This window comes from Streptomyces sp. NPDC058691 (assembly GCF_042714775.1).
Taxonomy (GTDB): Bacteria; Actinomycetota; Actinomycetes; order Streptomycetales; family Streptomycetaceae; genus Actinacidiphila.
Window position 1 is genome coordinate 26,652 of record NZ_JBHXSO010000036.1, and the last position, 25,438, is coordinate 52,089.

At 70.5% G+C, this 25,438-nt stretch carries 17 protein-coding genes and 1 pseudogene; all 18 read right to left on the reverse strand.

Annotated features, from left to right (window positions below):
- Positions 1 to 31: 31 nt before the first annotated feature.
- The 18 genes and pseudogenes from ACFWVC_RS24500 to ACFWVC_RS24585 all read right to left on the reverse strand — a co-directional run bounded on the left by ACFWVC_RS24500 (position 32) and on the right by ACFWVC_RS24585 (position 25,182).
- Positions 32 to 973 (reverse strand): exopolyphosphatase, encoded by a 942-nt coding sequence (locus ACFWVC_RS24500; RefSeq protein WP_384289982.1) that lies wholly within the window; start codon positions 971 to 973, stop codon positions 32 to 34.
- Positions 970 to 1,515: a DUF501 domain-containing protein gene (locus ACFWVC_RS24505; protein ID WP_384289985.1), complete on the reverse strand. Its 546-nt coding sequence runs from the start codon at positions 1,513 to 1,515 to the stop codon at positions 970 to 972. The genes ACFWVC_RS24500 and ACFWVC_RS24505 overlap by 4 nt, the downstream gene beginning before the upstream one ends.
- 17 nt (positions 1,516 to 1,532) lie before the next feature.
- The gene (locus tag ACFWVC_RS24510) at positions 1,533 to 2,048 is read right to left on the reverse strand and encodes a septum formation initiator family protein (protein WP_384289989.1); all 516 of its coding nucleotides are present in this window, start codon (positions 2,046 to 2,048) and stop codon (positions 1,533 to 1,535) included.
- A 123-nt stretch (positions 2,049 to 2,171) separates the two neighbouring features.
- A complete protein-coding gene (eno, locus tag ACFWVC_RS24515; protein WP_384289991.1) occupies positions 2,172 to 3,452 on the reverse strand; it encodes a phosphopyruvate hydratase in 1,281 nt (426 codons plus the stop codon).
- A 221-nt stretch (positions 3,453 to 3,673) separates the two neighbouring features.
- Positions 3,674 to 4,684 (reverse strand): transglycosylase family protein, encoded by a 1,011-nt coding sequence (locus ACFWVC_RS24520; protein WP_384289993.1) that lies wholly within the window; start codon positions 4,682 to 4,684, stop codon positions 3,674 to 3,676.
- Positions 4,685 to 4,800: 116 nt separating this feature from the next.
- Positions 4,801 to 6,051, reverse strand: a complete 1,251-nt coding sequence (locus tag ACFWVC_RS24525) for a cytochrome P450 (protein ID WP_384289996.1) — start codon at positions 6,049 to 6,051, stop codon at positions 4,801 to 4,803.
- Complete coding sequence (locus ACFWVC_RS24530; protein ID WP_384289999.1) at positions 6,044 to 6,745, reverse strand: endonuclease V; 702 nt, start codon at positions 6,743 to 6,745, stop codon at positions 6,044 to 6,046. Before ACFWVC_RS24530 ends, ACFWVC_RS24525 begins: the two co-directional genes overlap by 8 nt.
- Positions 6,746 to 6,778: 33 nt before the next feature.
- On the reverse strand, positions 6,779 to 7,249 hold the full coding sequence (locus ACFWVC_RS24535; protein ID WP_384290002.1) for a DUF6479 family protein: 471 nt from the start codon (positions 7,247 to 7,249) through the stop codon (positions 6,779 to 6,781).
- 385 nt (positions 7,250 to 7,634) lie between these two features.
- A complete protein-coding gene (locus ACFWVC_RS24540) occupies positions 7,635 to 8,615 on the reverse strand; it encodes a nucleoside triphosphate pyrophosphohydrolase (RefSeq protein ID WP_384290004.1) in 981 nt (326 codons plus the stop codon).
- A gap of 29 nt (positions 8,616 to 8,644) precedes the next feature.
- Positions 8,645 to 9,286 carry a SurA N-terminal domain-containing protein gene (locus ACFWVC_RS24545; protein WP_384290006.1) on the reverse strand — a complete coding sequence of 214 codons (642 nt, stop codon included), beginning with the start codon at positions 9,284 to 9,286 and terminating at the stop codon, positions 8,645 to 8,647.
- 116 nt (positions 9,287 to 9,402) lie between these two features.
- On the reverse strand, positions 9,403 to 9,612 hold the full coding sequence (locus ACFWVC_RS24550; protein ID WP_384290136.1) for an excalibur calcium-binding domain-containing protein: 210 nt from the start codon (positions 9,610 to 9,612) through the stop codon (positions 9,403 to 9,405).
- Positions 9,613 to 9,615: 3 nt separating this feature from the next.
- Positions 9,616 to 10,317 (reverse strand): annotated as a pseudogene (locus ACFWVC_RS24555) (HNH endonuclease family protein); the annotation flags it as partial.
- A 45-nt stretch (positions 10,318 to 10,362) separates the two neighbouring features.
- Positions 10,363 to 10,998, reverse strand: a complete 636-nt coding sequence (locus tag ACFWVC_RS24560; protein WP_384290009.1) for a hypothetical protein — start codon at positions 10,996 to 10,998, stop codon at positions 10,363 to 10,365.
- 28 nt (positions 10,999 to 11,026) lie between these two features.
- The gene (locus ACFWVC_RS24565; protein WP_384290012.1) at positions 11,027 to 11,383 is read right to left on the reverse strand and encodes a hypothetical protein; all 357 of its coding nucleotides are present in this window, start codon (positions 11,381 to 11,383) and stop codon (positions 11,027 to 11,029) included.
- A 13-nt stretch (positions 11,384 to 11,396) separates the two neighbouring features.
- Positions 11,397 to 12,230: a glycoside hydrolase domain-containing protein gene (locus ACFWVC_RS24570; RefSeq protein ID WP_384290138.1), complete on the reverse strand. Its 834-nt coding sequence runs from the start codon at positions 12,228 to 12,230 to the stop codon at positions 11,397 to 11,399.
- 215 nt (positions 12,231 to 12,445) lie between these two features.
- Positions 12,446 to 13,564 carry a hypothetical protein gene (locus tag ACFWVC_RS24575; RefSeq protein ID WP_384290015.1) on the reverse strand — a complete coding sequence of 373 codons (1,119 nt, stop codon included), beginning with the start codon at positions 13,562 to 13,564 and terminating at the stop codon, positions 12,446 to 12,448.
- A gap of 189 nt (positions 13,565 to 13,753) precedes the next feature.
- The gene (locus tag ACFWVC_RS24580) at positions 13,754 to 14,251 is read right to left on the reverse strand and encodes a hypothetical protein (RefSeq protein ID WP_384290018.1); all 498 of its coding nucleotides are present in this window, start codon (positions 14,249 to 14,251) and stop codon (positions 13,754 to 13,756) included.
- 140 nt (positions 14,252 to 14,391) lie between these two features.
- Positions 14,392 to 25,182: a LamG-like jellyroll fold domain-containing protein gene (locus ACFWVC_RS24585; protein ID WP_384290021.1), complete on the reverse strand. Its 10,791-nt coding sequence runs from the start codon at positions 25,180 to 25,182 to the stop codon at positions 14,392 to 14,394.
- Between the last annotated feature and the right edge of the window lie 256 nt (positions 25,183 to 25,438).

Here is a 25,438-nt window from a genome sequence, read left to right on the forward strand (position 1 = left end):
AACGGGTCCGCTCACCTGACAAGCGCCCTGCTCAGGCGATGCTCCAGGCGATGCCGTCGAGGATGTCGTGCTCGCTCACCACGACCTCCCGGGCACCGGTCCGCTCCATGATCCGCAGCAGCACGAGCGCCCCCGCGCCGATCACGTCGACCCGCCCCGGATGCAGCACCGGGATCGCCGCGCGCTCGGCGTGCGTGGCCGCCAGCAGCCGCTCGGTGACGGCGCGGACCTGCTCCACCGGGATGCGGGCGTGGTGGATCGCCACCGGGTCGTACCCGGGCAGGTTCAGCGCGATCGCGGCCACGGAGGTCACGGAACCGGCGAGGCCGACAAGCGTGCGCGCCTCGCGCAGCGGCACGGTGGCCTCAGCCAGGTCCAGCGCGGCGTCGATGTCCCGCGTCATGGCGGCGATCGCCTCGGGGGTCGCCGGGTCGATCGCGACGCCGTCGCGCACCAGGTGCCGTTCCGTCATCCGCACGCACCCGATGTCGACCGAGCGGGCGGCGGTGACCGCGGTGTCCCCGACGACGAACTCCGTCGAGCCGCCGCCGATGTCGGTGACCAGGAAGGGGCGCTCCAGGTCGGCGCGGCCGGCCAGTTCCCGGGTGGCGCCGGTGAAGGAGAACTCGGCCTCCTGGTCGCCGCTGATCACCTCCGGCTCCACGCCGAGGATGTCCACCACGCCGCGCACGAAGTCCTCTCGGTTGGAGGCGTCGCGGGAGGCGGAGGTGGCCACGAAGCGGATCGCGTCGGCGCCCAGCTCGCCGATGACGGCCGCGTAGTCACGGCAGGCCGCGAAGGTGCGCTCCAGCGCCTCGGGGGCGAGCCGGCCCGTGCGGTCCACGCCCTGGCCGAGCCGGACGATGGTCATCCGGCGGTCCAGGTCCTTGATGTCGCCGGTGGCGGGGTCCGCGTCGGCGACCAGCAGGCGGATCGAGTTGGTGCCGCAGTCGACGGCGGCGACGCGGGTCACTCGCCGTCCTCCTTCGCGTCGGTGCTGTCGTCGGGGTCGACGCACGGCCCCTTGCGCCACCACTGCGGCAGCATCGCGATGGCCTCGTCGCCGAGCGGGTTGACCCCGGGGCCGGCCGCGAGGGAGTGGCCGACCAGCACGTGCAGGCACTTGACCCGGTCGGGCATGCCGCCCGCGCTGGGGAAGCCCTCCAGCACCTCGATCGCGTCGCGGCGGGCGATGTAGTCCTCGTGCGCGGCCCGGTAGCCGGCGGCCAGTTCCCCGTCCTCGGCGAGCCGGGCGGTCATGTCCTTCATGACCCCCTCGGCCTCCAGGGTGCCGATCGCGGACGCGGCGCGCGGGCAGGTCAGGTAGTACAGCGTCGGGAACGGCGTGCCGTCCTCCAGCCGGGGCGCCGTCTCGACGACGTCCGGGTTGCCGCAGGGGCAGCGGTGCGCGACGGCCCGCAGACCGCGCGGGACGCGGCCCAACTGGCGGCCGATGGCGGCGATGTCACGCTCCGTCGGCGGGGCGTGCTCGGTGGGCGGCGGGGGCGTTTCCATGCCTGGGTGTGTCTCTTTCAGCGGTGGGCGCGGGCGGCGGCGTCGGCGTGGTCGACGCCGTCCCACAGGTTGGCGTACCAGGGGCGGCGGGCGGCGTTGTCGCTCTCGCCGCGGCGCGGGCCGGCGGCGTCGTCTCCCCCCGCGGGGGCCCCCGCGGGCTTCACCACCGTATACGCCGTCTCGCCGGGCAGGACGTAGTGCAGCCGGGCGCGGGCCTGCGCCTTGACGTATTCGGGGTCCTGCCAGCGCGCCTTCTCCTCGCGCAGTTCCTCGACCCGCTTGCGGGCCTGCTCGGCCTGCTTGCGCTGGTCGGCGATCTGCGAGCGCTGCGCCACGTACTGGCGTGTGGGGTAGGCGAGGGCGACCACCAGCGCGCACACGACGAGGGCGAGCAGCGCGGCCCGCCCGGTCAGCCGGTTGCGGCCGCGCGGCAGCGAGGGCCGCCGCGGGCGGCCGGTGGCGCGGTAGACCCGGGCCTGCGCCTGTGCCCCGAGGGCACGGATGCGCGTCGCGGTGGAGAAGCGATCCGGCACGTGCACCTCCGGTGGGGATTCACGTTCGTCGTTGCCTCGGGAGGACCGGTGAACGGGCTCACCGGTCCGCCGGCGAACCGCTGCCGCCCGCCGCGGGCGCGGCGGGCGGCAGCAGGGCGTGCGTCAGCCCTTGAAGCGCGGGAACGCCGAGCGGCCGGCGTACACGGCCGCGTCGTCGAGGATCTCCTCGATGCGCAGGAGCTGGTTGTACTTCGCGACGCGCTCGCTGCGGGCGGGGGCGCCGGTCTTGATCTGGCCGCAGTTGGTGGCGACGGCGAGGTCGGCGATGGTGACGTCCTCGGTCTCGCCGGAGCGGTGCGACATCATGCACTTGTAGCCGTTGCGCTGCGCCAGCTCGACCGCGTCCAGGGTCTCGGTCAGCGAGCCGATCTGGTTCACCTTGACCAGCAGGGCGTTGGCGGTGCCGTTGTCGATGCCGCGCTGCAGGCGTTCGGGGTTGGTGACGAACAGGTCGTCGCCGACGAGCTGGACCTTGTCACCGAGCTGGTCGGTGATGGTCTTCCAGCCGTCCCAGTCCTCCTCGTTCAGCGGGTCCTCGATGGAGACCAGCGGGTACGCCGCGACCAGCTCGGCGTAGTACGCGGTCATCTCGGCCGCCGAGAGGGACTTGCCCTCGAAGGAGTAGCTGCCGTCCTTGTAGAACTCGGAGGCGGCCACGTCGAGCGCCAGCGCGATGTCCTGGCCCGGCTGGTAGCCGGCCTTCTTGATGGCCTCGACGATCAGGTCGAGGGCGTCGCGGTTGCTCGGCAGGTTCGGGGCGAAGCCGCCCTCGTCGCCCAGGCCGGTGGACAGGCCGCGCTCCTTCAGCACCCCCTTGAGGGTGTGGTAGACCTCGGCGCCCCAGCGCAGGGCCTCGGAGAAGGACTCCGCGCCGATCGGGGCGATCATGAACTCCTGGATGTCCACGTTGGAGTCGGCGTGCGAGCCGCCGTTCAGGATGTTCATCATCGGGACCGGCAGCACGTGGGCGTTCGGGCCGCCCAGGTACCGGAAGAGCGGGAGGTCGGAGGCCTCGGACGCGGCGTGGGCCACGGCCAGCGAGACGCCCAGGATGGCGTTGGCGCCGAGGGAGGACTTGTCCGGGGTGGCGTCCAGGTCGAACATCGCCTGGTCGATCAGCCGCTGCTCGGTGGCGTCGTAGCCGACCAGCTCCGGGCCGATCTGCTCGATGACGGCGAGCACCGCCTTCTCCACACCCTTGCCCTGGTAACGGCTCTTGTCACCGTCACGGAGCTCAAGGGCCTCGAACGCTCCGGTGGACGCTCCGGAGGGCACGGCTGCACGGCCCGTGCTGCCGTCGTCGAGGCCGACCTCGACCTCCACGGTGGGGTTGCCTCGCGAGTCGAGGATTTCCCGGGCTACGACGACGTCGATCGACGGCACGTGAGTCTCCTTCTGATGTCTCTTCGTTTCGGGCATGAGCCTAACCGACCCGAAAAGCCCCGTCCGGGCACGCTCCGGGGAAGTCCGCACCGGACCGGGAACGGAAGGGGGCACAGAGAAGAACGATCGGGGACGGACGTGCGTGGCGCGCGGCGCACACGGGCCCGCGCCGGACCGCGGAGCGGGCGCCCGGCGGGGCGCCCGCGACCGGCGGCACCGGGTCAGCGGCGGCCGAGCTCCAGGGTCTCGCCGGCCACGATCTGGTCCGGGTCCTCGCCGATGACGTCCTTGTTGGCCGCGTACAGTCCGCGCCACCCGCCCGGCAGGCCCTGCTCCATGGCGATCCCGCACAGCGAGTCGCCCTCCTGCACCACGTAGCGGCTGCCGCTCGTGGTCTTGGTGGAGGTGTCCTTCGCCGTGTCGCGAGCCGTGCCGCGGTCCGCGCTGCGGGTGGTGTCGCGGACGATGCTGCCCCAGGCGGCCTGGCCCTCGACGACCTGCGGCGGCGCCGTGGTCACGCCGCGCGTGCCGCTGCCGGTGTCCGTCGTGCTCGACTCCCGGGGGATGGTGCCGGCCACCGGCTTGCGGTGCTTGCCCGGGGTCTTGTCGGACGTGCCGGTGGAGGCGTGCGGGTCGGGGGTGGCGGTGGCGTCAGGGACGGCGGTGGAGTCGTCGTCGTCCGAGGACCCGGCGGACTCGTCCGTGCCGGAGTCCGTGCCGTTGTCCACGGAGCCGCCGGTGGTGCCTTCGTCGTCGTCGCCCGTGCCGGTGTCCGTGCCGGAGTCCGTCCCGTGGCCGTGGCCGTTGCCGTTGCCGTTGCCGTCGGAGCCGCCGCCCAGGAGGTCCTGCAGCACCTCGCCCAGCCCGGCCTGCTCACCGCAGTTGGACCACGCCCCGGGGCCGAGCTCGCCGAGGATCTTCTCCGCGACGGATATCTGCTCGTTGCGGCTGGCGAGGTCGGGGCGCTCGGCGTAGGCCGTGCCGCCGTACTGCTGCCAGGTCTCCTCGGTGATCTGGAGGCCGCCGTAGAACCCGTTGCCGGTGTTGGCGCTCCACATTCCGCCGCTCTCGCACGAAGCCACGGCGTTCCAACTGGTGCCGGCGTCGGCGGCGCTCGCGCCGCTCGCAGCGAAGAGGGGGAGCGTGAGGCCCGCCCCGGTCGCGGCTACCGCGACCATGGCGGTCGGGGCCTGCCGCGGCTTGCGGTGTCGGCCGTTCCCGGACTTCAGCATGCGCCATCGCCTTTCACATTCGAATATCGCGATGGCGCCTGACCGTAGTGGCCTTGGCCCATGCATCACAAGTCGATGTCTCGCGGATCACGTGAAGATCACGTTATGACGCCCACTCAGTCACGTTCCGGTGCGAAGGAGACCGGCAGCGTCCGCAGGCCGCGCATGATGAGCCCGCCGCGCCAGCGCAGCTCGGCGGGATCGGCGGCGAGCCGCAGGTCGGGCAGCCGGGTCAGCAGCGTCGCGAGTGCGGACTGCGCCTCCAGCCGCGCCAACGGCGCGCCCAGGCAGTAGTGGATGCCGTGACCGTAGCCGAGGTGCTGATTGTCACGGCGTGAAAGGTCCAGGGTGTCCGGCTCGTTGAAGCGCGCGGGGTCGCGGTCGGCGGCGGCGAGCACCACCAGGACGGGGTCGCCGGTCGCGATCCCCTGGCCGCCGACGGTGAGCGGTTCGGTCGCGAAGCGCCAGGTCGCCAGCTCCACCGGGCCGTCGTAGCGCAGGAGTTCCTCGACGGCCGTGCCGAGCAGCTCGCGTTCGTCACGGCCGAGCGCGTCCTGCAGCCGCCGGCGCGGCCCGGGGTTGCGCAGCAGCGTGTACATGCCGTTGCCGATGAGGTTGACGGTGGTCTCGAATCCCGCGAAGAGCAGGATGAACGCCATCGCGGCGGCCTCGTTCTCGGTGAGGTGCTCGCCGTGGTCACTGGCCCGGATCAGACCGGAGATGAGGTCGTCGCCAAGGTCCGCGCGCTTGCGGTGGATCAGCTCCAGCAGATATCCGCGCATTTTCTTCACCGACCGGGCGACCCCGCCGCGCGGGCCGCCGCCGTGCCGGATCATCATCCCGGCCCAGTCGCGGAAGTCGTCCTGGTCCTCGGCGGGCACGCCGAGCAGGTCGCAGATCGCGTAGATGGGCAGCGGGAAGGCGAACTCATGGATGAGATCGGCCTCCCCCTTCGCGGCGAAGCCGTCGATGAGGCGGTCGGTCAGCTCCTGCACCCTCGGGGCGAACTCGGCGACGCGGCGCGGGGTGAAGGCCTTGGAGACCAGCCGGCGCAGCCGGGTGTGGTCCGGCGGGTCGATGTTGAGCAGGTGCGTCATCAGGTCGGCGCCGCGCTCACCGGGGATGCCCACCTTCCCCTTGGCGTGGGCCCGTTCGGAATGGTGGACCGGGTTCTTGCTGAGCCGCGGATCGGCCAGCGCCTGCCTCGCGTCCGCGTACCGGGTCACCAGCCAGGCGTCCACACCGCTGGGGAGCGTGGTGCGGTGCACCGGGGAGTGCTCGCGCAGCCAGGCGTACGCGGGGTAGGGATCGGTGGCGAACTGCCAGGTGAACAGCTCGGGGGGCTCGGGGGTCACGCTGTCATGCACCCCATGACGTTAGCCGCTCGCGGCTGAGCCGGTCGGCCAGCCGGGTCGTCTCCGGCAGGCGGTAGGAGGGGGACAGGGCCAGGACATGGCGGCACGCGGTGTCCAGGTCGATGCCGTGGCCGGTCGACACGTACACCGGCTTGACCCCGCTCCGCGTACGCAGCACGCGGCCCACCGTCTCGCCCGCGTCGACCAGCGGCGCCGAGGCCCCGCGCTCCTCGCCGAGCGCCGCCGGGTCGTACGTGCCCGTGAACGGGGTCTTGGCCACGCCCGCGGTCGGCAGCCCCGTGACCACCCCGAGGTGGCAGGCCAGGCCGAAGCGGCGCGGGTGGGCCAGCCCCTGGCCGTCGCAGAGCAGCAGATCGGGCGTGACGGCCAAGCCCCGCAGGGCCTCGATCAGCACGGGAAGCTCCCGGAAGGCGAAGAGCCCGGGCACGTACGGGAAACCGGCCCTGGCCACCGCGGTGGCCTGGTCGACCGGGGCGAGCGTGGCCGTGTCGAGCACCACGACGGCGGCGGCCACGGTGTCGTCCGCGGCACCGTGGCCCCCGCCGTACGCGACGTCCAGCCCCGCGACGTACCGCGGCCGCTGCGGGCCGGGCCCGCGGTGGTCGGCCAGCGGCCGGAGCCGGTCCTGCAGGGCCAGGGCCCCGGCCTCGTCGCGCGGCCACACATGGGGAACGTCGATGCGCATGGCCGCGAGACTACGGGCCCGCTCCGGCCCGGGTCAGGTCTTGGTGCCGCCCTCGTCCTTCCCCGGTCCCGCGCCGCGGTCCCGCCCGGGAGAGCCGTTCCGGCCGCCTGCGTGGGCCCTGGGCGCGGACACGCCCTCCGGTGGGGTGGCGACCCCGTGGGAGCCCCAGTTGCCGAAGCCCTTGAGGGAGTGCGGAAGGTGACGGATGCCGTCCTGTGGCCACTCGTCGTAGTCGCGCCATTCGGTCAGGGAGTGCCGCTCCCCGTCCTGGTGCCCGGGGCCGTGGTCGGCCGGGGTCTCGCGGCCGTACTCCTGCCGCGTGTGCCACGCCCCGCCACGGGGCTGTGGCCGCTGCTCGGGGGGCGGCTCCTTGGACCGGGCGTACAGGCCGATCGACACGGCGCCGATCAGCAGCCCGACGAGGAAGATGCCCACTACCAGCGGGGCGATGCCGACGAGATAGTCGTGCGGCACGGCCAGCTGGATCTGCTCCAGTGCTCGCATGTCACCCATTTACCCCATTCGCCCCGAATCACCCCTCCCCGACACCCGCCGCATGTTGTGCCTCCCTCCCCCCACCGGGGATCAGGCGCATGACGAAACGGAGGGGGCGGGGGTGGTGGGGGCACCCCCGGCCGAAGGCTGGGGGAGGGTGGGCGTTCTGGACTGTGGAGCATATTTGTGTGCGGTATCCGGGGCGGGACGGGATGAGCAGGTGCTGGAAACGCACGTAAATGTGCTGTCCAGAATGCCCAGCCCCGGAGGCCCCGAACCCGGCCCAGGAACCACGCGCGCCGGGGTGCGTGACTTCACAGGGCTGGGGGCACCCCCGGCCGAAGGTTGGGGGAGGGCGGGAGGGCGGAAAGAAAACCCACCCGGACCACCGGGCTCAGCGGGACTTCTCGGCCTCCACAATCGCATCCCGGTACCGGCGGGCCGCAGCCCGCAGTGCCGACTCCGGATCGATCCCCGCCGCCTGCGCGGCCAGCGCCAGCGCCAGCAGCCGCTCCCCCGTGTCCGCCGCGTCCGCGTCCGGCACCGGCACGTCGAGGCCCGCCCGGTCCGCGCGAGCGCCCAGCTTGGCCGCCAGCGCCAGGGCGGGCTGGCCCAGCGGGACGCCCTCCGTGACCGACGTGCGCTGCTTCTCCTGCTCCTTCATCCGCAGCCAGTGCGCCTGGACCTCCTCGGGCGTCTCGGCGGTCTCGTCGCCGAAGACGTGCGGGTGGCGGTGGATGAGCTTGTCGACGATGGTCCCGGCGACGTCGTCGATGGAGAACGGCTCCTCCGGGTCGTCCTGCGCGATCCGCGCGTGGAAGACCACCTGCAGCAGCACATCGCCGAGTTCCTCGCGGAGCGCGTCCCGGTCGCCCTCCTCGGCCGCCTCGACGAGCTCGTAGATCTCCTCGATGCCGTACTTCACCAGCTCCTCGCTGGTCTGCACGCTGCTCCAGGGGCATTCGCGGCGGATCCGGTCCATCACCTGGACCAGGTCGAGCAGCCGGGCGCCCGGCAGGTCGTACGAGCCGGGCAGCAGCTCCAGGTCGGGCATGCTCACCCGGCCCGAGCCGCCGAGCCGGGCAAGTTCGTCGGTGACGGCCGCGTCGCCCTCGCCGCCGGCGAGGTAGACCACCGTGCGGCCCCCCTCGGTCAGGTCCACCAGGTCACGGCCGGTGGGCGCGGCGTGCTCCACGGTGACGCCGGCCTCGCGCAGGTAGGGCAGCTGCGGGTGCCCGGGGTCGGGGCAGACGACCCGGTCGGCACCGCGCAGCAGCTCCCACGCGGGCCAGGACAGCAGGCCGGGGGCCACACGGTGGGTGGTGGTCAGCAGTACGAGGCGGCCCGGGCGGGCGGAGTCATCCAAGTGGTCCACCCGACGAAACTACCTCGCCCGGGTGCGGGTCAGGCACCGGCCTTGGCGGCGCTCACCTCGGTCAGCCACGGGTCCTTGTTGGTGTCGAGGGTGAGCTTCTGCGCGTTCCACTTGCCGTAGCGCGGGTTCACGTCGATGTCGAGCCGGTCGGCCGTGCGGCGCAGCACCTTGAGCAGGGCGGCCTGGCCGTCCGGGGTCTGCACGTTCGCGCCGTAGTGGGCGGCGACCTTCTGCATGAGCAGGTCGGTGCGGACGCTCTCGTCGATGTCGGCGGGGATCATCGCGTACGTCTGGAGGACCTGTGCCTCCAGCTGCTGCTTGCCGCCGGCCTGCATTTCGGCGGCACGGCGGGCCTGCTGCACCTCGCGCGGGGTGACGGAGACACCGGCGTCCTCGGCGGCGCGCTCGATGACCCGGGCCTGGACGAGGCTGTGCACGGTGTTGCGTTGGAGGTCGCTGCTGGCCTCGATGAGCTGGTCGGCCTGGGGCGCTTTCTCCTGGGCGGCGCGCACCGCCGCGACCCTCGCCTGCACCGAGTTCACGGTGATCTGCCGGCCGCCGACGACGGCCGCGGCACCGGCGTGCGGGGTTCCGCAGGAGGTCAGCAGTGGCGCGGCGACGAGCACGGCGGCGGTGGCGAGGGCGGAGAGCGCAGTCCTGCGGCGGAGCATTTTGCCTCCCGGCAAGGGATCGGGCGACGGTGCACGATCTGGCAGATGCAGTGATCGAGGATATTGAGCGGGGACCCGCAATATCCAGCACTCTGCACAAACGATGCCGGGGCCGGTCAGGTGTCGCAGGCGACGCCGTCGCCGTCCCGGTCCAGATCGCGCGAGTAGCCGGGGTCGCCGCGGTGGAGCGGCGCGGCGCCCGCCTTCCGGGCGGCGGCGCAGTTCGGGTAGGTGGTGGCACCGGAGCCGGGCTTGTCGTCCCCGCTGCCGCCGCCCGTGCCGTCGTCCTTGCCGTCGTCCTTGCCTGACGGCGCCGCGCCGGGCACGTCCGGCTTGCCGGAGCCGGGCAGCCGCTCGTCCGGGCAGGTGCGCAGGACCTCGGTCATGGCGTCCTTCTCGGCCGCGGTGACCCACAGGCCGTACTTCTTCTTCACCGCCACCTGACGGGCGACGTAGGGGCAGCGGAACGCCTTGTTGGGCGGCAGCCAGGTCGCCGCGTCGGCGTCGCCCTTGCCGCGGTTGGCGGGCCCGTCGACGGCGAGGAGGTTCAGCGGGTCGTTGGCGACCTGTATCCGCTTGTCGCGGTCCCAGTACTTGGCGCCCTTCTGCCACGCGTCGCTGAGCGCCACGACATGGTCGATGTCGATGGTGCTGCGGCCGCGGGTGAAGCTGATCCCCTTGCCGGTGTACGGATCGTCGAGCTTCCCGGAGGTGACGACGCAGTCGCCGCCGTCGTCCGAGCGGAAGGACTCGCTCGTCAGGTCGCGCTGCAGTATGTCGTCGCGGGTGTCGCAGCCGTTGTGGTCGGTGTCCACCCAGGAACTGCCGAACTGATCGCGCGCGTAACCGGTCTTGGGCGCGCGGCCCTTGACCGTCAGGTCGCCGACCGCCTTGAGCGCCGAACCCGCCGGTGCCGCCGCGTCGCTGCCCTGTCCGCCGAGGCCCCCGCCCGTGCAGCCCGCGACGCCGAGGAGCACCGCGAGCAGCGCCGCTGCCGTTCCCGTCCTTGAACCCGCCCTGGTAGTGACCACCTTGGCACTGTAGGGGGTGGGGGGCGGGGACCGGCAGGGGGCCTTTCAGTCCCGGGAGTCCACCGCGTGCGTCACGGCTGACGCGACCTCGGAGCGGAGCCCGTCCCCGGCACCGGTGACGGTGACGTTCGCCCGCCGCTTGCCGTGGGCGTCCGCGCCGACCAGGACGAAGCCGACCTTGCCGTACCGGGACGCCGTCTGCTCGGCGGCTGCCACCGCGGGCGTGCCCGCGGCCACCACCACGTCGCACGAACGCTGCAGCAGGCCGTTCAGGTACGGCACCGCGTTGGCCGCGGACTGCTCGCCCGTCACGGACGCGTAGCTCACCCGGGCCCGGGTCTTGGCAGACGCGTCCTGCATGCCCTGCCACACGATGGCCGCGGTCGTCCCGGCGGCGATGCCCTTGTCACCCGTGAGCAGGCACGCGTCGACGTCCTCGTAATGCCGGGCCCTGGTGTCGGGCAACGAGCGGGCACCATCCCGCGACAGCACGACCCACACCACGGCGGCCGTCGCCGCCACAACGACGGCGACGACCGCCGACGCGAGCCGCCGGCCCGTCAGGGCGCGCAGCCACGCCACGACGGCATGCCGCAGCCTGGTGAGGCGCCCGTCCGCGCCCGCCTCACGTGCCGCCTTCGCCCGCTGTGCCGGCACGACCTGCCGAACCCTCTTCGCCACTTGTCTCCGCTCGCTTCCTCAGTACCGATCACTCACCCCGGCGCGTGTCCGCCGCCGCCCCGGCCGAAGGCCAGAACGTCCAGGCATGCACCGGGGCCACCACCATCGACAGCAGGATCAGCAGGAGGTCGACCGCGAACTCCGGCCCGTGCGTGGACTCCGGCGTCAGCGCGAGATCCAGCACCCACGCCACCAGCCCCAGGGAGAAGACGGCGAAGGCCGTCCAGTCCTCTCGTCGGCCCCGGCACAGGGCGATCAGCAACGAGGGCAGGGGACACAGCAGTCCCAGGCTCACGACCGGGAGCGCCGCGGCCCCTGCCCGGGCGGCGAGCCGCACGCCGGGCCGCGGTGTCCGCCCGGTGTCCGGGCCGGTCTCCTTGTCCACTGTCTGCCGCCCGTCAGCCGGTGACGGCGACCGGGGCGTCCCAGTCGTCGCGGTCGACGGTGATGGTGTAACCGCCACGGCTCTCCTTGCTGTTGACCATGTACTGGTGGCCGCGACGGTGCGCGGTCCACAGCGTCGGGGAGAACGGCCAGTCGGAGGTCGTCGTCTTCTTCTGGTCCCACAGCGCGTACCAGAGGGCGTCGGGCAGATCGGTACGGTCCTTGGCGCCCGCGACGGCGGCGGCGCTGCTGCTCTTGAAGCCGTAGAAGCCGGCCCAGTAGTTCTTGGCGTGGACGGCCTTGTCCCAGGCCCGGATGTAGGTGAGCACCGCGTTGTTGCAAGCGGTGTTCGTGGTGTCGTAGGACTCCATGTCCAGGTACAGCGCGCTGCCGGCCTTCATCCCGAGCGCCGACGCCTTGGCCACCGCGTCCGCGCCGTCCGTGGCCCCGAGCGAGGCCGCCGTAGTGGCGGTCAGCTTCTCCGGGTTGCGGCTGGTCTGGCACGGCGGCTGCGCGCCGACGTACAGCGGGATCAGCTTCCAGCCCGCCGCGCTCACGGTCTTCACCCACGACGCGGTCAGGTTCGACTGCGCGCAGCCGCGGTTCTTGCCGCCCACGTAGACGGCGGCGGCGCCGTAGAAGTTCGAGGCCTTCCACGTCTTCATCGCCGACGACGACGGCGCGGTGCAGGTGTCGAACGCCCGGCCCGTGTACACCTTCGCCGGGGGACGGGTCGTCGTGGTCGCCATCGACGCCTCCGCGGCGACGCCGGCCCCCGCCAGCACGGCGACACCCGCGACCGCCCAGGCGATGTAACGGCCCTTCTTCGACATCCGGTGACCGGACAACCCCACCCCATTCATGATGGACGGCACACGACGTGCGCCGACTCAAGCCGTTGAGAGCCCCCACGGGCCGCGCGCTCCGACCCGCCGTGACGCGGGGACGCGGGCCTCCATGTGCGAGGCGCCTGGCACCTTATCCGCCGGTCGCCCCAAGATCGGGAAAGCGGGCACCGAATCCGTCACAAGACTCGCCCAAGCGGCGGCAAAGTCCGGGGCCCTCACGCCCGGGCGCGCGGCAGCGGCGCGGGGCGGCCGGCTCGCTCCCATGCGACGAACGTGTTGGTGCGGGCGTGCACGAACTCCTTGACGGGATCGCCGAAATACGACCACGGCACGCTGCCGATGTGAGCGCCGACCGCCCGGAACTGCTCGACCGCCTCCGCGTGGCGCTTCGTCTGGAACAGGGTGTCCGCGAGGAGATGGCGTGCGGTCGGCAGCCGGTGGTGGCCGGCCGGGACCTGGGCCACCGCGTCGAGGGTGGCGTCCACGGCAGCGGCCACAAAGGGCTCGCCGTAGATCTTCGACTCCGGCTCCCGATGGGCGTGCTCGAAGATCGCGTACAGGCGCAGCGCCGGCAGCAGGCTGCCCCACGGCGCCGAGGCGGCCGCCTGCTCCGCGAAGCCGAACATCAGCTCCTCCGAGCCGCGCCACTTCGCGCACCAGTACTGCAGGGCGGCGACGTGGGCGCCGAAGTGGTGCGGGTCGCGCAGGACGATCTGCGTCCACAGCAACCGGAAGTCCTCGTGCGACCAGCCCTGGCCCAACGCGATGGCGATCTGAGCAACCCACGGGGTCGGGTCCTCCGGCGCCGCCAGCCGCGCCGCCTCACGGCAGGCCGGCAGCGCCTCCGCCAGGAGCCGGTGGAAGCCCTGGAATTGCTCGCTGCTCGTGTACTTGGCTCGCTTGGCGCCGCGGGCCTTGCCGGCCAGGGCGACGAGCGTGTCGGCGTACACGAGCGCGGCGTCCGAGTCGCCCGGGCGCTCGGCACGCCAGGCGCGCAGCCACGTGTCGTCCTCGGCGGCCGCGTCCACGATGTGCCCCAGCCGGTACCAGCGCAGGTCCCAGTCCCGCCCCGCGTCCGCCAGGTACGCGGCGGGCCGCCGCCAGTCCCCCGCCAGCGCCGCCGCCACCACGGCGTCCGCCTCCGGATCCGGCCCGGCCCGCCCCGCGTCCAGCTGCGACGCCGGCACCAGCCCATACCGCTCCGGATGCATCGTCAGCGGCGCTCTGGCCTTCGCCTCGGCCCGCTTGGCACGCGCCTTGCCGGCGTTGCGGGGAATGGTGACGGCGGCGTAGGCAAGGAGGCCAGCACCGGCCGCACCTATGAAAGGGTTCATGAACCGTCCAGATGTGAGGCGCTCAGCCAAGTTGGCAGGCGCCCAGCCAGATTGATCAAAGAGGCCTCGGACAACAGGCCTCCGGTGGATGCGGACCCGAAAATCCAAAAATCCCGCACACAGTGGCGGTGCAGCCTGAAGTATCCAGTAAGCCGGGCGCCGGTCCGTTCGATTTTTCGGAGCCGCCCGTCACCGGTCGGCGGCAATCCATTTCTTCAAGGCCCGCCGGTACGCCATTGAATCTTCACCGGCCTTGAATCGCAACTCGTACTGCATCGGAGGGTCCAGGCGAGCACCGCCAAACAAAACACGGTCGGCGAGATCGATCTGCCCTCGACCCTCGAAGGAAAACCAACTGGAACTCTCATTTGGCGGTTCAATCTGATGGCGGTCGAACTCAAGCGCCACAGTGAATGCCGACGCAACCACTTCGGCAACACGAGAATCAGAGTCACGATGGTATGAGGCCACCAACCTGGCGGCTTCCAGAGCCGAACGCACGGCTCCACTGCAGGCCTTCTCCGCAGCCGTAGCCTTTTCTTCAAGGCGACTCACCAGAGGAATGGATTCCAACTGAAATTCCACTTCAGGCTCCGCTCCCACCTCTCGCCAGGCAGATTCCACCGCCTGCACGGCAGCGAACGAGTCCGCTTGCTTGTAGAAGCTCTCAAAGAAGACCGAAATCACGGAATTGACTCGAGTCGCCACAGCCGTCGAGAACCAGCGTTCCGCAACAGCCCGATCCTGAGATGGATTTTGGCCTGCCATTTTCCGCCAATCAATCAAGGGCGAGCGCGCGAACCAATCGAGGCCGCGCGCTCACTCTACTACCACTTAGCCATTCTTGGTGTCACGATCTTGCCGCCGAGCCTCTCGATCAACGGCGCACAAAACTCGTCGCAGAAGTCGTTACTCGCGATCAGCAACTGCGGCGTTACCCGCAGGTTGACGGCTTCCGTCAGCAGTTTTCCTTCAGCGTGGTTATGGCCCACGATCAGCGGTGCATCCGTCTTTTTGGGCAGCCGGGGGTAGATGCGAATCGCTTCATCTTCCTCATCCGTGAGTGCTATCTGGGCATCAGTGATCTCACTTCTAGCACCAACCGCGAACAGGTCGAGACCATCGCCCTCCGGCACGTGAAGCCCGCCCACCGTCTTCCAGCGCGCTCCCGCACCAAGTTTCTTGGTCGCAGCATCCACACGAGCTTGCAAGTGCGTCGGGTCGGCGGTCGATGACCCGTTGCAGTTGTGGACGAGGACGAGCGCGTCCCCGGCCTCCACATAGTACGTGTGGAGGGTACCGATGGTGAGGTCGTACGTCGTGGTGTTCGCCTGGTAGAGGCGGACACCGGTGACCTCGGCAGTGCCGGTCGGGGTCTGGAGGACGTCGCCGGCGCGGAGGTCCTTGGCCTCCACGAACGCCGACTGGGTCCGGTCGTAGAAGGGGTGATGGAACGTGGTGGTCAGGTGCGCGGACTCGGCGGTCCCAGCGGCCGTTGCCTCGCTGACCGCGGCGACAGGTGCCGAGGCCGATTGCTGACCGTGCCCGCCGGAGAGGGCGGCCAGGATCGCGGCCGAGGCCGCGAGGCCGAACGCCGCCTTGCGGGCGGCCTTCTTGGCCAGGGACTTCGCGCCGACCTTGGCCTTGCCGGCGCCTGCCTTCTTGATCGCCACGTCGACGAAGTCGTGGTCGGTGTGGGTGACGATGACCGCCGTGACCTGGTGGGCTTCCGTGCCCGCAACTCCAGGCACGGAGTTGGCGATCACGTCGCCGACCTTGATGTGGTCAATGGCCTTGGTGGTGCCGTCAGCCATCAGGACCCGGGTCGCGCCGGTGAAGCTGTGGGGTATCGGGCAGCTGCCTCCGGACTCGGATCGCGACCCCGCGCCCTCCGATTCCGCCCGCGCTGTCGCGGCTTCCGTCGCATCCGTCGCGGCCGTCTCTTCCGCCTCCGTCGCGCCCTTGCCGAACAGGCCGCCGACGACCTTCATCGCCTTCGGGGCGGCCTTGGCCAGCAGCGAGCCGCCGATCTTGCCGAGGACGCCGCCCAGGGCGCCCGCGGCCGCGCCGGTGAGGGCGGAGGTCGCGAAGGCGCCGGCGCTGCACGCGTCGCCGCCCTGCTGGGCGCAGGCGAAGCCCTGCTCCACCAGGGAGCCGGCGGCGCCCGCGGCCGCGGCGCAGCCGATGGAGCCAACGCCCGCCGTCAGTGCCTCGCACCCGGCGAAGACCGCGGTGGAGACGACGAAGGAGGTGATCGCGGCAGCGTGGTTCTTGGCGAACTTCGTCGCCGTCTTCGCCGCCTTGACCGTGGCGTGGTATGCGGTGCGTGTGGCGTGCGCGACCGCCTTGGCGGCCTTCTTCACCGTCTTCTTCGCCGCGTGGACCACGCGGTGCGCCACGTGTGAGGCCTTGTGGTACGCCGTATGCACCGCATGGACCGCCGCGTGGTAGACCCGTTTGACCTTCCGCGCGGTGTAGTGGTAGACGCGCCGGGTGACCCGGACCGTGGCGTGGTAGACGTCGCGGACCTGGTGGACCACCTTGTGGGCCGCGTGCTTGACCGCGTGGACGACCTTCTTCGCCACGTGCTTTGCCGCGTGGTAGACCTTGTGCGCCACGTGCTTGACGGTGTGCTTGACCACGTGCGCGGCCTTCTTCGCCCCGCAGACCGCGTCGTACCAGGAACAGTTGCCGGACTCGTCGGTTCCCGCCAGCGGGTTGTCGTCGACATAGGCGAAGGGGTTCGCCGCAACCGAGTTCGGCACCGCGTCCAGGGAGACGCTGTCCTTGTTGAGGAAGACGCCCGTGTCCGGGTCGTACCAGCGGGACGCCGTGCCGACGTCGCCCGTGCCCGGTTCGGTCCAGCCCGACTGGAAGCCGAGGTGGCCCACGATCGTGCTCGGGGAGATCACCTTGCCCAGCGGGTCGTAGGAGACCGACCCGGCGAGCGCGGTCGCGCCCGAGGTGAAGGTGCCGACCACGTCGTTGTGCACGTCGGTCAGGGCCAGTGCCCCGGCGCCCGCGGCCGGCTTGACGCCGACCAGGCCGCCGCCCGGGTCGTAACTGTATGTGTCGTCGCCGTCGGACGCGATCGTGTTGCCGACGCCGGAGTAGGCGAAGGTGCGGACGTCCTGGATCGAGGTGTCCGTGTCGGTGATGTTCCGGCCCATCGCGTCCAGCAGGTAGGCCTGCGAACCGGCCGTGATCTGGCCGCCGAAGGCGTCCGTCCGGTAGGACACCGTGCCGCCTGCGGTCGAGGACTCGGAGGTCATCGTGCCGCGCGCGGAGTAGTTGTAGCTGTGCGTGCCGTCCGAGGTCAGTTCGTCACGCGCGTCGTAGGTGAAGACGTCGGCGCCCGACCGGATGCGGTTGCCCGAGGCGTCGTAGCCGTACTGGGTGATGGTGCTCCCGCTGGTCCACGAGGACAGGCGGTCCGACCAGTCGTAGGTGTAGGAGTTCGCCGACGCGCCCGACACACCGGCCGTCGTCTTCGAGGTCAGGTTGCCGTTCTTGTCGTAGCCGTAGCCGAAGCTCGCGACCGTCGAGGCGCCCTGAACCATCACGTCGTTGGTCAGCTGGTGTGCGCTGTTGTAGCTGAAGGTCCGGGTCTGACCGGTGGCCCCGTACTTGACCGTCTTCAGCGCGTTCAGCTGGTCGTAGGTGTACGTCAGGTGGTTGCCGGTCGCCGCGTCGTCCAGCGAGGAGAGCCGGCCTGCGGAGTCGTAGCCGTACGAGGTCGTGCCCGCCGCGTCGGTCCGGGAGAGCATCGCGGCGTCGTTGTTGTAGCTGAAGCTGGACGCGTCCGCCGAACCCGTCGCCGTCAGCACGTCACCGCGGTCGTCGTAGGTGAACGCGTCGTGCGTGGCGTTCTGGTGGTCGTCCTGGCCGGCGATGCCTGCGGCGTCGGTGTCCGCGGAGAGCACCCGGCCGTCCGCGTCGTAGTCGAAGCTCCGCTTGGCGGTCGCCGCGTCCGCGCCCTGGCCGGACATCGTCTTGAGCTGCCCGGCGTCGTCGTAGGTCATCGACGTGGTGACGCCGCCCGGCAGGTTCGCCGTCGTCATCTGCCCGTCGGCGTCGTAGGCGAAGGTCGTCGTCGAGTCCGCCGCCGAGGTGTAGCGGTCGGTGGTCGGTTCGATCACCGACTGCTGCTGGCCCCACGGGGTGTACGTGTAGCGCCAGGAGTTGCCGCGGCCGTCGGTGAAGCGGGTGCGGTTGCCCGCGGCGTCGTAGCCGAAGGTCGTGGTGATCGACGTCGAGGTGTCGACCGGCTCGATCTGCTGCGTGACGGTGCCCGCGGCGTCGTAGGTGAAGCGGGTGGTGTGGTTGTTGGCGTCGGTCGCCGAGACCACGTTGCCCACGCCGTCGTAGGTCTGCGACGTCTGGGCCAGCAGGACGTTGTTGGCGTCGTACTGCTTGGAGAAGGTCGGGTCGCCCGAGGCGTTGAAGTCGGTCTCGGTCCAGGTGTTGTCCGGCAGGATCGTCTTCTGCTGGTTGCCCTGGAAGTCGTAGGTGAACCGGGTGGTGTTGCCCGCTCCGTCGGTGACCGATGCGACGTCGCCCGCCCGGTTGTAGCCGTACGAGGTGGTCACGCCGCCCGGTGTCGTGGTCGACGCGGTGTGGGCGCCGTACGGGTTGCCGGTGGTGACGGCGTAGGAGTTGGTCGTGGTCAGCGCCTTGGTCGACGGGAAGCGCTCCAGCGTGGTGGAGGTCACCTGCCGTCCCATGAAGTCGTACGTCGACTCGGTGCTCGCGCCGGTGCCGTCGGTGACCGAGCGCTGCTCGCCGTTGGGCCAGTAGATGGCGTGCGTCCTGGTGCCGTCGGGCTCCGTGATCTGAGCGACGTCGCCCAGCTGGTCGTACAGGTACGAGGTCTTCTTCAAACCGGGGGTGACGACAGAGGTCTGGTTGCCCTCGCTGTCGTACGTCCACACCGTGGTGCCCGCGTTGGGCGTGGAGGCGCCCGCCGGGGTGTACGGCGGCAGGGTCTCGGAGACCTTGTTGCCGTCGGCGTCGTACGCCGTGGTCGTGGTCAGGCCGTTGGGGTCCTGCTCCTCGACGCCCTCACCGAAGGTGTTGAAGCCGCTGGTGGTGACCGGGTGCACGGTGACCGGTTCGGTGCCGGCCGTCTCCGCCTGGACGGCGGGCATGGTGGTGACCGCGAGGTTGCCCGCCTCGTCGTAGGCGTAGGTGGTCGTGTGGTGCTCCGCGTCGGTCATGGACGTCGGCAGGCCGCGCTTGTCGTACGCGTAGGTGGTGGTCTGCTCGTCGGAGGAGCCGACCGTGCCGCCGGTGCGCCCCTTGCCGTACAGGGAGTTGATCTCGGTGGCGGACAGGGCGCGCTGGTAGGTCTGCACGTCGCCGACCGAGCCGGCCACGATGTCGTTGATCGTGCCGCCGGCGGTCTTCGTACCGCCGATCGACAGCGGGCCGTTCCCCGTCCACGGCGTGGGGTTGGTGTCCGAGCCCGCGAGGGCGCCGTTCACGTACAGCCGCATCGCCCCGGTGGTGGCGTCGAACACGCCGACCAGGTGCGTCCAGGTGTTGAGCGTCGGGGCCGCGGTCGCGGCGGCGTCGTGAAAGGCGGCCGGCGAGGCGGCGTCCTCACTGGCGACGTGGAAGCGGTAGACGTTCGAGGTCTTGTCGTACTGCAGGTAGAAGGAGGCCCGGTTGGTGCCGCCCTGGCCGACGAAGGTCCGGAAGGTGGAGGTGTCCGTGAGGTTGACCCAGGCGGACACGGTGTACGAGGCGGTCGTGTCCAGGACCGGGCCGTTGGTGGCGATGATCCCGCCGGTGCCGGAGAACTTGGCGGCGTCGTCGGACCAGGTCACGCCCGTTCCCGCGGTCGCCGTGTTCCCGGTGCCGGAGGCGTCGGTGATCCGGGTGCCGGTGGTCTGGTTCAGCTTCCACCAGCCGGCCGGGTGCCCCGAGGCGTCCCCGTAGAGCGTCTCGCTGAGGACATTGCCCATGCCGTCATAGGTCGTGGTGGTGGTGCGGTCCCAGCCCGAGGAGTCGTGGTCGTTCTCCGAGGCGATCTCGTCGTCCGGGGTGTACGAGACCGTGGTGACCCGGTCGACACCGGTCGGGTCGACCGTGGTGGAGGTGGTCCGGGACGCCGCGTCCACCGCGTAGTTGCTGACCGTCTCGCCGTTGTCGGTGGTGGACGACAGCAGGTTCCCGGCCGCGTCGTAGGAGTCCGACTCCAGGACGTAGGTGCTCGTGCCGTCGTCGCTCGTGCGCTTCACCGAGGCGGTCAGACCGTCGTCCGTGTAGGTGTAGGAGGTCGTGTTGCCCATGGCGTCGGTCACCGACGCGAGCCGGTCGGACGGGTCGTAGGCGCGCGAGGACTCGGTGAGCAGGGTGGGCGTCTGCGGGTTCACCGGGTCACCGGTGTACATCACGCCCTGCGTCAGCAGGTTGCCGTTGTCGTCGTACGTGTAGTCGGTCTCGATCCCCGCCGACGTCACCTCCTTGGTCTTGTTGCCGGAGGTGTCGTACGAGTAGGTCGTGGTGTTGCCGTTCGGCGCGCCCTCGGCGGCGTTGGCGTCCGACTGGGTCAGGACGCGGTTGAACGCGTCGTAGGTCTGCGTCTCGGTCCTGGCGTGGTCGCCGCCGCTTCCGTCGGCGACGGTCTGCGAGGTGACGTTGCCGTCGTCGTCGTAGACGGTGGTGGAGACCGCGGAGTGCGTGGCCCCGGTGACCCGGTCGGTGAGCTGCGGGTCGTGCTCCTCCACGACCTGCCCGTCACCGTCGTACTTGTAGGTGGTGGTCAGACCCGCGGGGTAGGTGTCGGAGACGACCTTCTGGCTGAGTACCTGGCCGACTCCGTCGTAGGTGTACGAGGTCACCAGGCCGGCGGCATCGGTGGTGGAGGCGACGTCGCCGTTCTTGGAGTAGGAGACCGAGTTGATCGCGCCGCCGGGGCTGACCGTCCTGACCGGCAGGCCCTTGGGCACCACACCCCCGTCGGCGGACGGGTAGGTGGCGGTGCCGTCGCTGAAGACGGTCTGGGTGGTGCGGCCGTCGGGGAATCCGGGCACGGCGGGGCCGGTGATGGTGGTCTGGTTGCCGGCCGTGTCGTACCCGTAGGACGTGAGGTACCTGGTGTCGGTGGCGGAGGAGGAGCGGCCGTCCCGCTCGGTGAGCAGCTGGTCGTTGCGCGGGTCGGCGGTGGTCAGCTGCGCCGTGGTGTCGTCCGGGTAGTAGGAGTAGTACTCGGTCGAGCAGTGGTTGGCCGCCTGGTCCTGGCAGGTGGTGGAGGAGACCACATTGCCGCGCACGTCGTGACCGGTGACCGTTTGCACACCGTTGGCGTCGGTGACGGTGTGCTCGAACCCGCTGGTGTCGTAACCGAAACTGGTCTTGTGTCCGAGCCCGTCGGTCTCGGTGAGGGCGCGGTTGCCATTGGTGACGTCGTAGGTGTAGGTGAGCGTCGACTTCGTCGGGGACGTCACCTTGACCGTCTCCACCGGCAGCAGGCCGGTCGAGTTCTTCGCGGCCTCCATGTGGGCGTTGACGTCCTGCGCGGTGAGCGCGGAGTGGTAGAAGGCGACGTCGGCGATGGAGCCGGTGAAGTGGCTGACCTCCGCGGGCGCGTTGATCCAGCTCTTGGCGAAGCCGGCGCCGATGTAGAGGTGGCTGTTGGACTGGTCGTTGGGGGCGCCGGTGTACGTGGCCTGCTGGGTGCCGTCCAGGTACAGCGTCTGGGTACTGCCGGACACGGTGAGCGCGACGTGGTGCCAGGCGTTGTTGGTGACCGTTCCGGTCGAACCGAAGGCGGCGCCTCCCGAGCCGCTGCCGGCGTAGAAGTGGCCGTGCAGCTTGTTGTCGGTGCCGATGTACAGCAGCGGCGTCCAGCTGCCTGACGCGACGGTGGCGCCGGCTACGGGCACGGACTGGTCGCCGATCAGGACGCCCTGGTTCTGGGTCTTGAACCACAGTTCGATGCTGCGGTTGCTGGTGGCGTGCAGTGTGCCGGCGGGCACCTCGACATAGGAGGTGGTGCCGTTGAACGTGGCGGCCTTCTGGTCGGTGAAGGGGCCGGCGGCACCGAGGGTGACCGCGTTGTAGGTGCCGTTGCCGCCGCGGACCTCGTCGAAGGCGGTGGCGGCGCCCGCGGCCTCGCCCAGCCGGAAGTAGCCGGAGGGCGCCGCACCGAGGACCGCACCGCGGTAGGTCTGGCTCGAACCGGTGACGGTCGGGGCGCCGAGCTTCCACACACCGCCGTTCTCGTCGGTGAGCTGGGTGAGGGTGGTGGTGCCGGGGTCGTACGTCATGGCCGCGTACGCCTTGCCCGACGGGCGGGTGATGGAGCTGAGCAGGCTCGCGGAGCGCGTGCCGGCCTTGTAGAGGGCGTTCACGTCCGACAGGCCCAGCGCCTGGTCGTACACCGCGGCGTCGGCGATCGAACCGTTGAGGTATGTCGCGTAGCCGGTGTTGCTGGTCGTGCTGGCGTGCGGCTCGTCAGGCCAGCCGCCGCCCAGGAATCCCGCGCCCAGGTAGTCGTGGGACTGCAGGAAGGTGGAGAAGCCGCCGCCCACCGAGATGGAACCGCTCTTGCTGCCGACGGCCGCTCCGTCGAGGTACAGGGTCTGGGAGTTGCCCGCGCCGGAGAGCACCGCGTGGTGCCACTTGCCGTCGGCCACCGAGGCCGTCGTGACGATCGGGGCGACGCCGCCCGCGTACCAGAACTCCGCGTTGAGCTTGCCGTCGGAGCCGATGTACATCGAGGGCGTGTACTGCCCCGAGGTGGTCGCGTTGTCCATCGACGAGTCGGAGTAGGAGTACAGCACGCCCGGTGCGGTCGCGGTCTTGAACCACAGGGAGACGGAGACCGAGGTGGCGGCGGACGCCAGGTCGCTGGGCAGCTGCACCGACGAGGATGTGCCGTTGAACCCGGCCGCGGTGGCGGAACCGCCGGCCAGCGGACCCGGCTGACCGTAGGTGATGTTGCTGTAGGTGGCGTTCGTCGTGCCCCGGTTGGCCAGTACCGCGTCCTTCGCGGTGGTGCCGGACGCCTCGGACAGCGGCCACAGCGAGTGCGGGTCCAGGTCCATGGCGGCGTTCTGGAACTGCGATCCGGCGGTGTAGCCGTACGTGGTGCAGGCGGTGTAGGAGTTCGGCGCGCACACCGACATGAGCTGGTCGCCGGTGTAGCCGTACTTCCAGGTCAGGTCGGTGTTCTGGTCGGTGCCCTTGACCGGGTCGGTGAAGACGGTCGACACGTGGGCGGCGCTCGCCCCGCTGGGGGTGGACCAGTTCAGGTGCAGGGCGCGGGTGGAGACGGCCGAGGTCATCGTGGTGACATGGCCGCCGGACCAGGCGAAGGTGACCGCCCTGCCGTTGGCGTCGGTAACGGAGTTGATGCCGTAGGCGCCGGAGCCCAGGGGCTGCGTGAAGGTGTAGGTGGTGTCGTCCTTGTCCGTCAGCGTGTACCCGCCGCCGGTGACGGTCTTGAAGGTGGCGAAGCGCCCCGACGGCGGTGAGAAGGTGCCGTCGCTGTTCTTGCCGTAACCGACCTGGGAGCCGTCCGGGTAGGTGACGTTGACACTGGTCACGGCGGAGCCGGTCGTCACCTCGGTCGCGCGGGCGTCGAATATGGAGGACCAGCCGGCGCCGAAGGCACCCGTCCAGCGCGGGTCGCGGGAGTTGTAGTCGCGCTCGACGTCCAGGCTCGGGCCGACAGTCGAGATGCTGGCGTCGGTGTCCGACGTGGTGTAGTTCCCGATCGAGGCGTCGAAGCCGTGGTCACTGCTGTTCTGCGACAGCGACGAGGTGATGAGGGGCTGGGGCACCTGCACGGTGAGCGCGGACCAGGAGTCGACGTCCGAGTAGAGCGCGCCGTCGTAGGCCTGGACCGCCCACTCGTAGGTCTGGCCCCACTTGAGCTTGCCGGCCGGAACCGTCCAGTCGGCGGAGGTGACCAGGCCCGAGTCGCTGACCAGGGTCCCCGCCGTGTCGTAGACCTTGAAGTCGTACTTCAGGGCGGCGTTGGGGGCACCGTCGTCGAGGGCCGCCGCCTCCAGCTCGGGGGTCAGGGTCGAGGCGGTGGCGTTGTTGCTCGGGTACTGCGTGATCATCTCCGGCGCGGCGTTGCCGGTGTAGGTGTAACTGAGGGATGGTTCGTACCCGGAGTCGTTGGCCGAGCCGAACTGCTTCCAGTGCAGGTTGTCCGTGGTCGAGGCGTACAGGGCGACGCCGTAGTCCGCCTGGGTGCCGTTGGCCCACTTCTGGATCGCGCTCGCGCTCAGCGGCACGGTCACCCAGTCGCCGACGGTGCGGTCCGCAACGGTGTTGGCGCAGGCGTGGGGGACGTTCGGCGTCAGGTTGCCGATCGACGCCCCGTAGCTCGGGCCAGGGTAGGTGGTCACCGCGGAGGCCGACCAGGACTGGGTGATCTGGGCGACATCGAATCGTTCCGCGGTGCAGGTGGAGGCCCAGGTGTCGAACAGCGACATGGAGGCCGCGGTCACTGTGACATTGGAGCCGTCGAACGGCTTGTACCAGGTGGCCTCGAAGCCGTTCGCCGAGTGCGTGCCCGAGTCGTAGGAGCCGACCTTGATCGTCTGCTCGGTCGAGTGGTCTCCCGCGTTGTTGGACTCGGCGTAGGTGGTGTTCGACCACTGGTAGATCGTGGGGTCCACGGTCACCGGGAAGACGCGGGCCGGGGAGTGCAGCCAGGCCGGATCCAGCGTCACGGTCAGCTCGGACCTGTCGGCGGCCTTGGACAGGCGGTAGGTCACCGCGTGGGTGGTGGCCGGATCACCCGAGCGGGGGTCCACCTTGGAGTCGTAGGCGTAGGCCGGGGGGATCGTCTCGACCGTCTTCCCGGCGGAGTTCACCAGGTCGATCCCGCCGCCGTCGGCGGCGACCGGGCGCAGCCCCTTCAGCTTCAGGGGGAACACCCAGGAGTTGGCGGCCTTCGCCGAGTGCAGCACGATGGCTTCCTTCAGCCCCGTGGTCAGCGGCGCCAGTGTCACATCCGTGTCTGGCAGGATGTTCTTGTAGGTCGTCCTCGAACCGTTCACCGTGGCGGGAACCTTTGCGGCGCCGCGCAGTTCGTAGGACAGACCGTGCTTGCCGTCCACGTCGAAGGAGGCCAGCGCGGGATCCGCGGCGCTGGGTGCGAAGTCCACCGTGAGGGAGTTGGCCTTCTCGTGCCAGCGCCCGTCCGACCCGGCGCGCAGCCCCGTGTCGATGGGGCGCCAGGTGCCGAAGGAGTCCCGGTAGTTGATCCGCCCCTGGGAGACGGAGCGGGTGAACGAGCCGTCCGCGTTGTCGTACACGGTGGAGGTCTCGTTGGACTTCGCGGCGTCCCGCCGGCTCGTCTTGGCCGAGAAGCCCGTCACCGTACGGCTCAGGCCGGACTTCACCGTCTTCGCATGGGGGTGGTAGGCGGCGAGTTCGCCGCGACCCTTGCCCGGTGCGTGCCCGGCGCCGCGGTGCGCGGCGGTGGCCGATGCCGGAACGCGGTGCTTGTGCCCCGCCGCGGTACCGGACCGCTGCTGGGGCAGCCTGCCCCAGTGCGGGTCCTTGAACCAGGACAGCACCGAGGCGAAGTTCGGCATCGAGACGGCACCCAACTCCACGCCGTCGGCCACTGCCTGTTGGGTCGTCAGCACGAGCGCAAGAGCCGTCAGGACGAGCAGCGCCACGGGGCGGCGAGCCCGGTAGGTGCGACGTGATGAGCGGAAGCGGCGAACAGGCCGGATGCGCACGGCTCGACTCCATGAGTCAGGGGACACAAACGGGTTGACCCTGCCCGCTGTGAACATCCTGTGGACAGAGCCGCAGAACGATCTTGAATCGACCTTGACTTCCCGTTACCGAACCTGACCGATTGCTTACCGGTACACACTTATTTCCTTGTCCAATTCT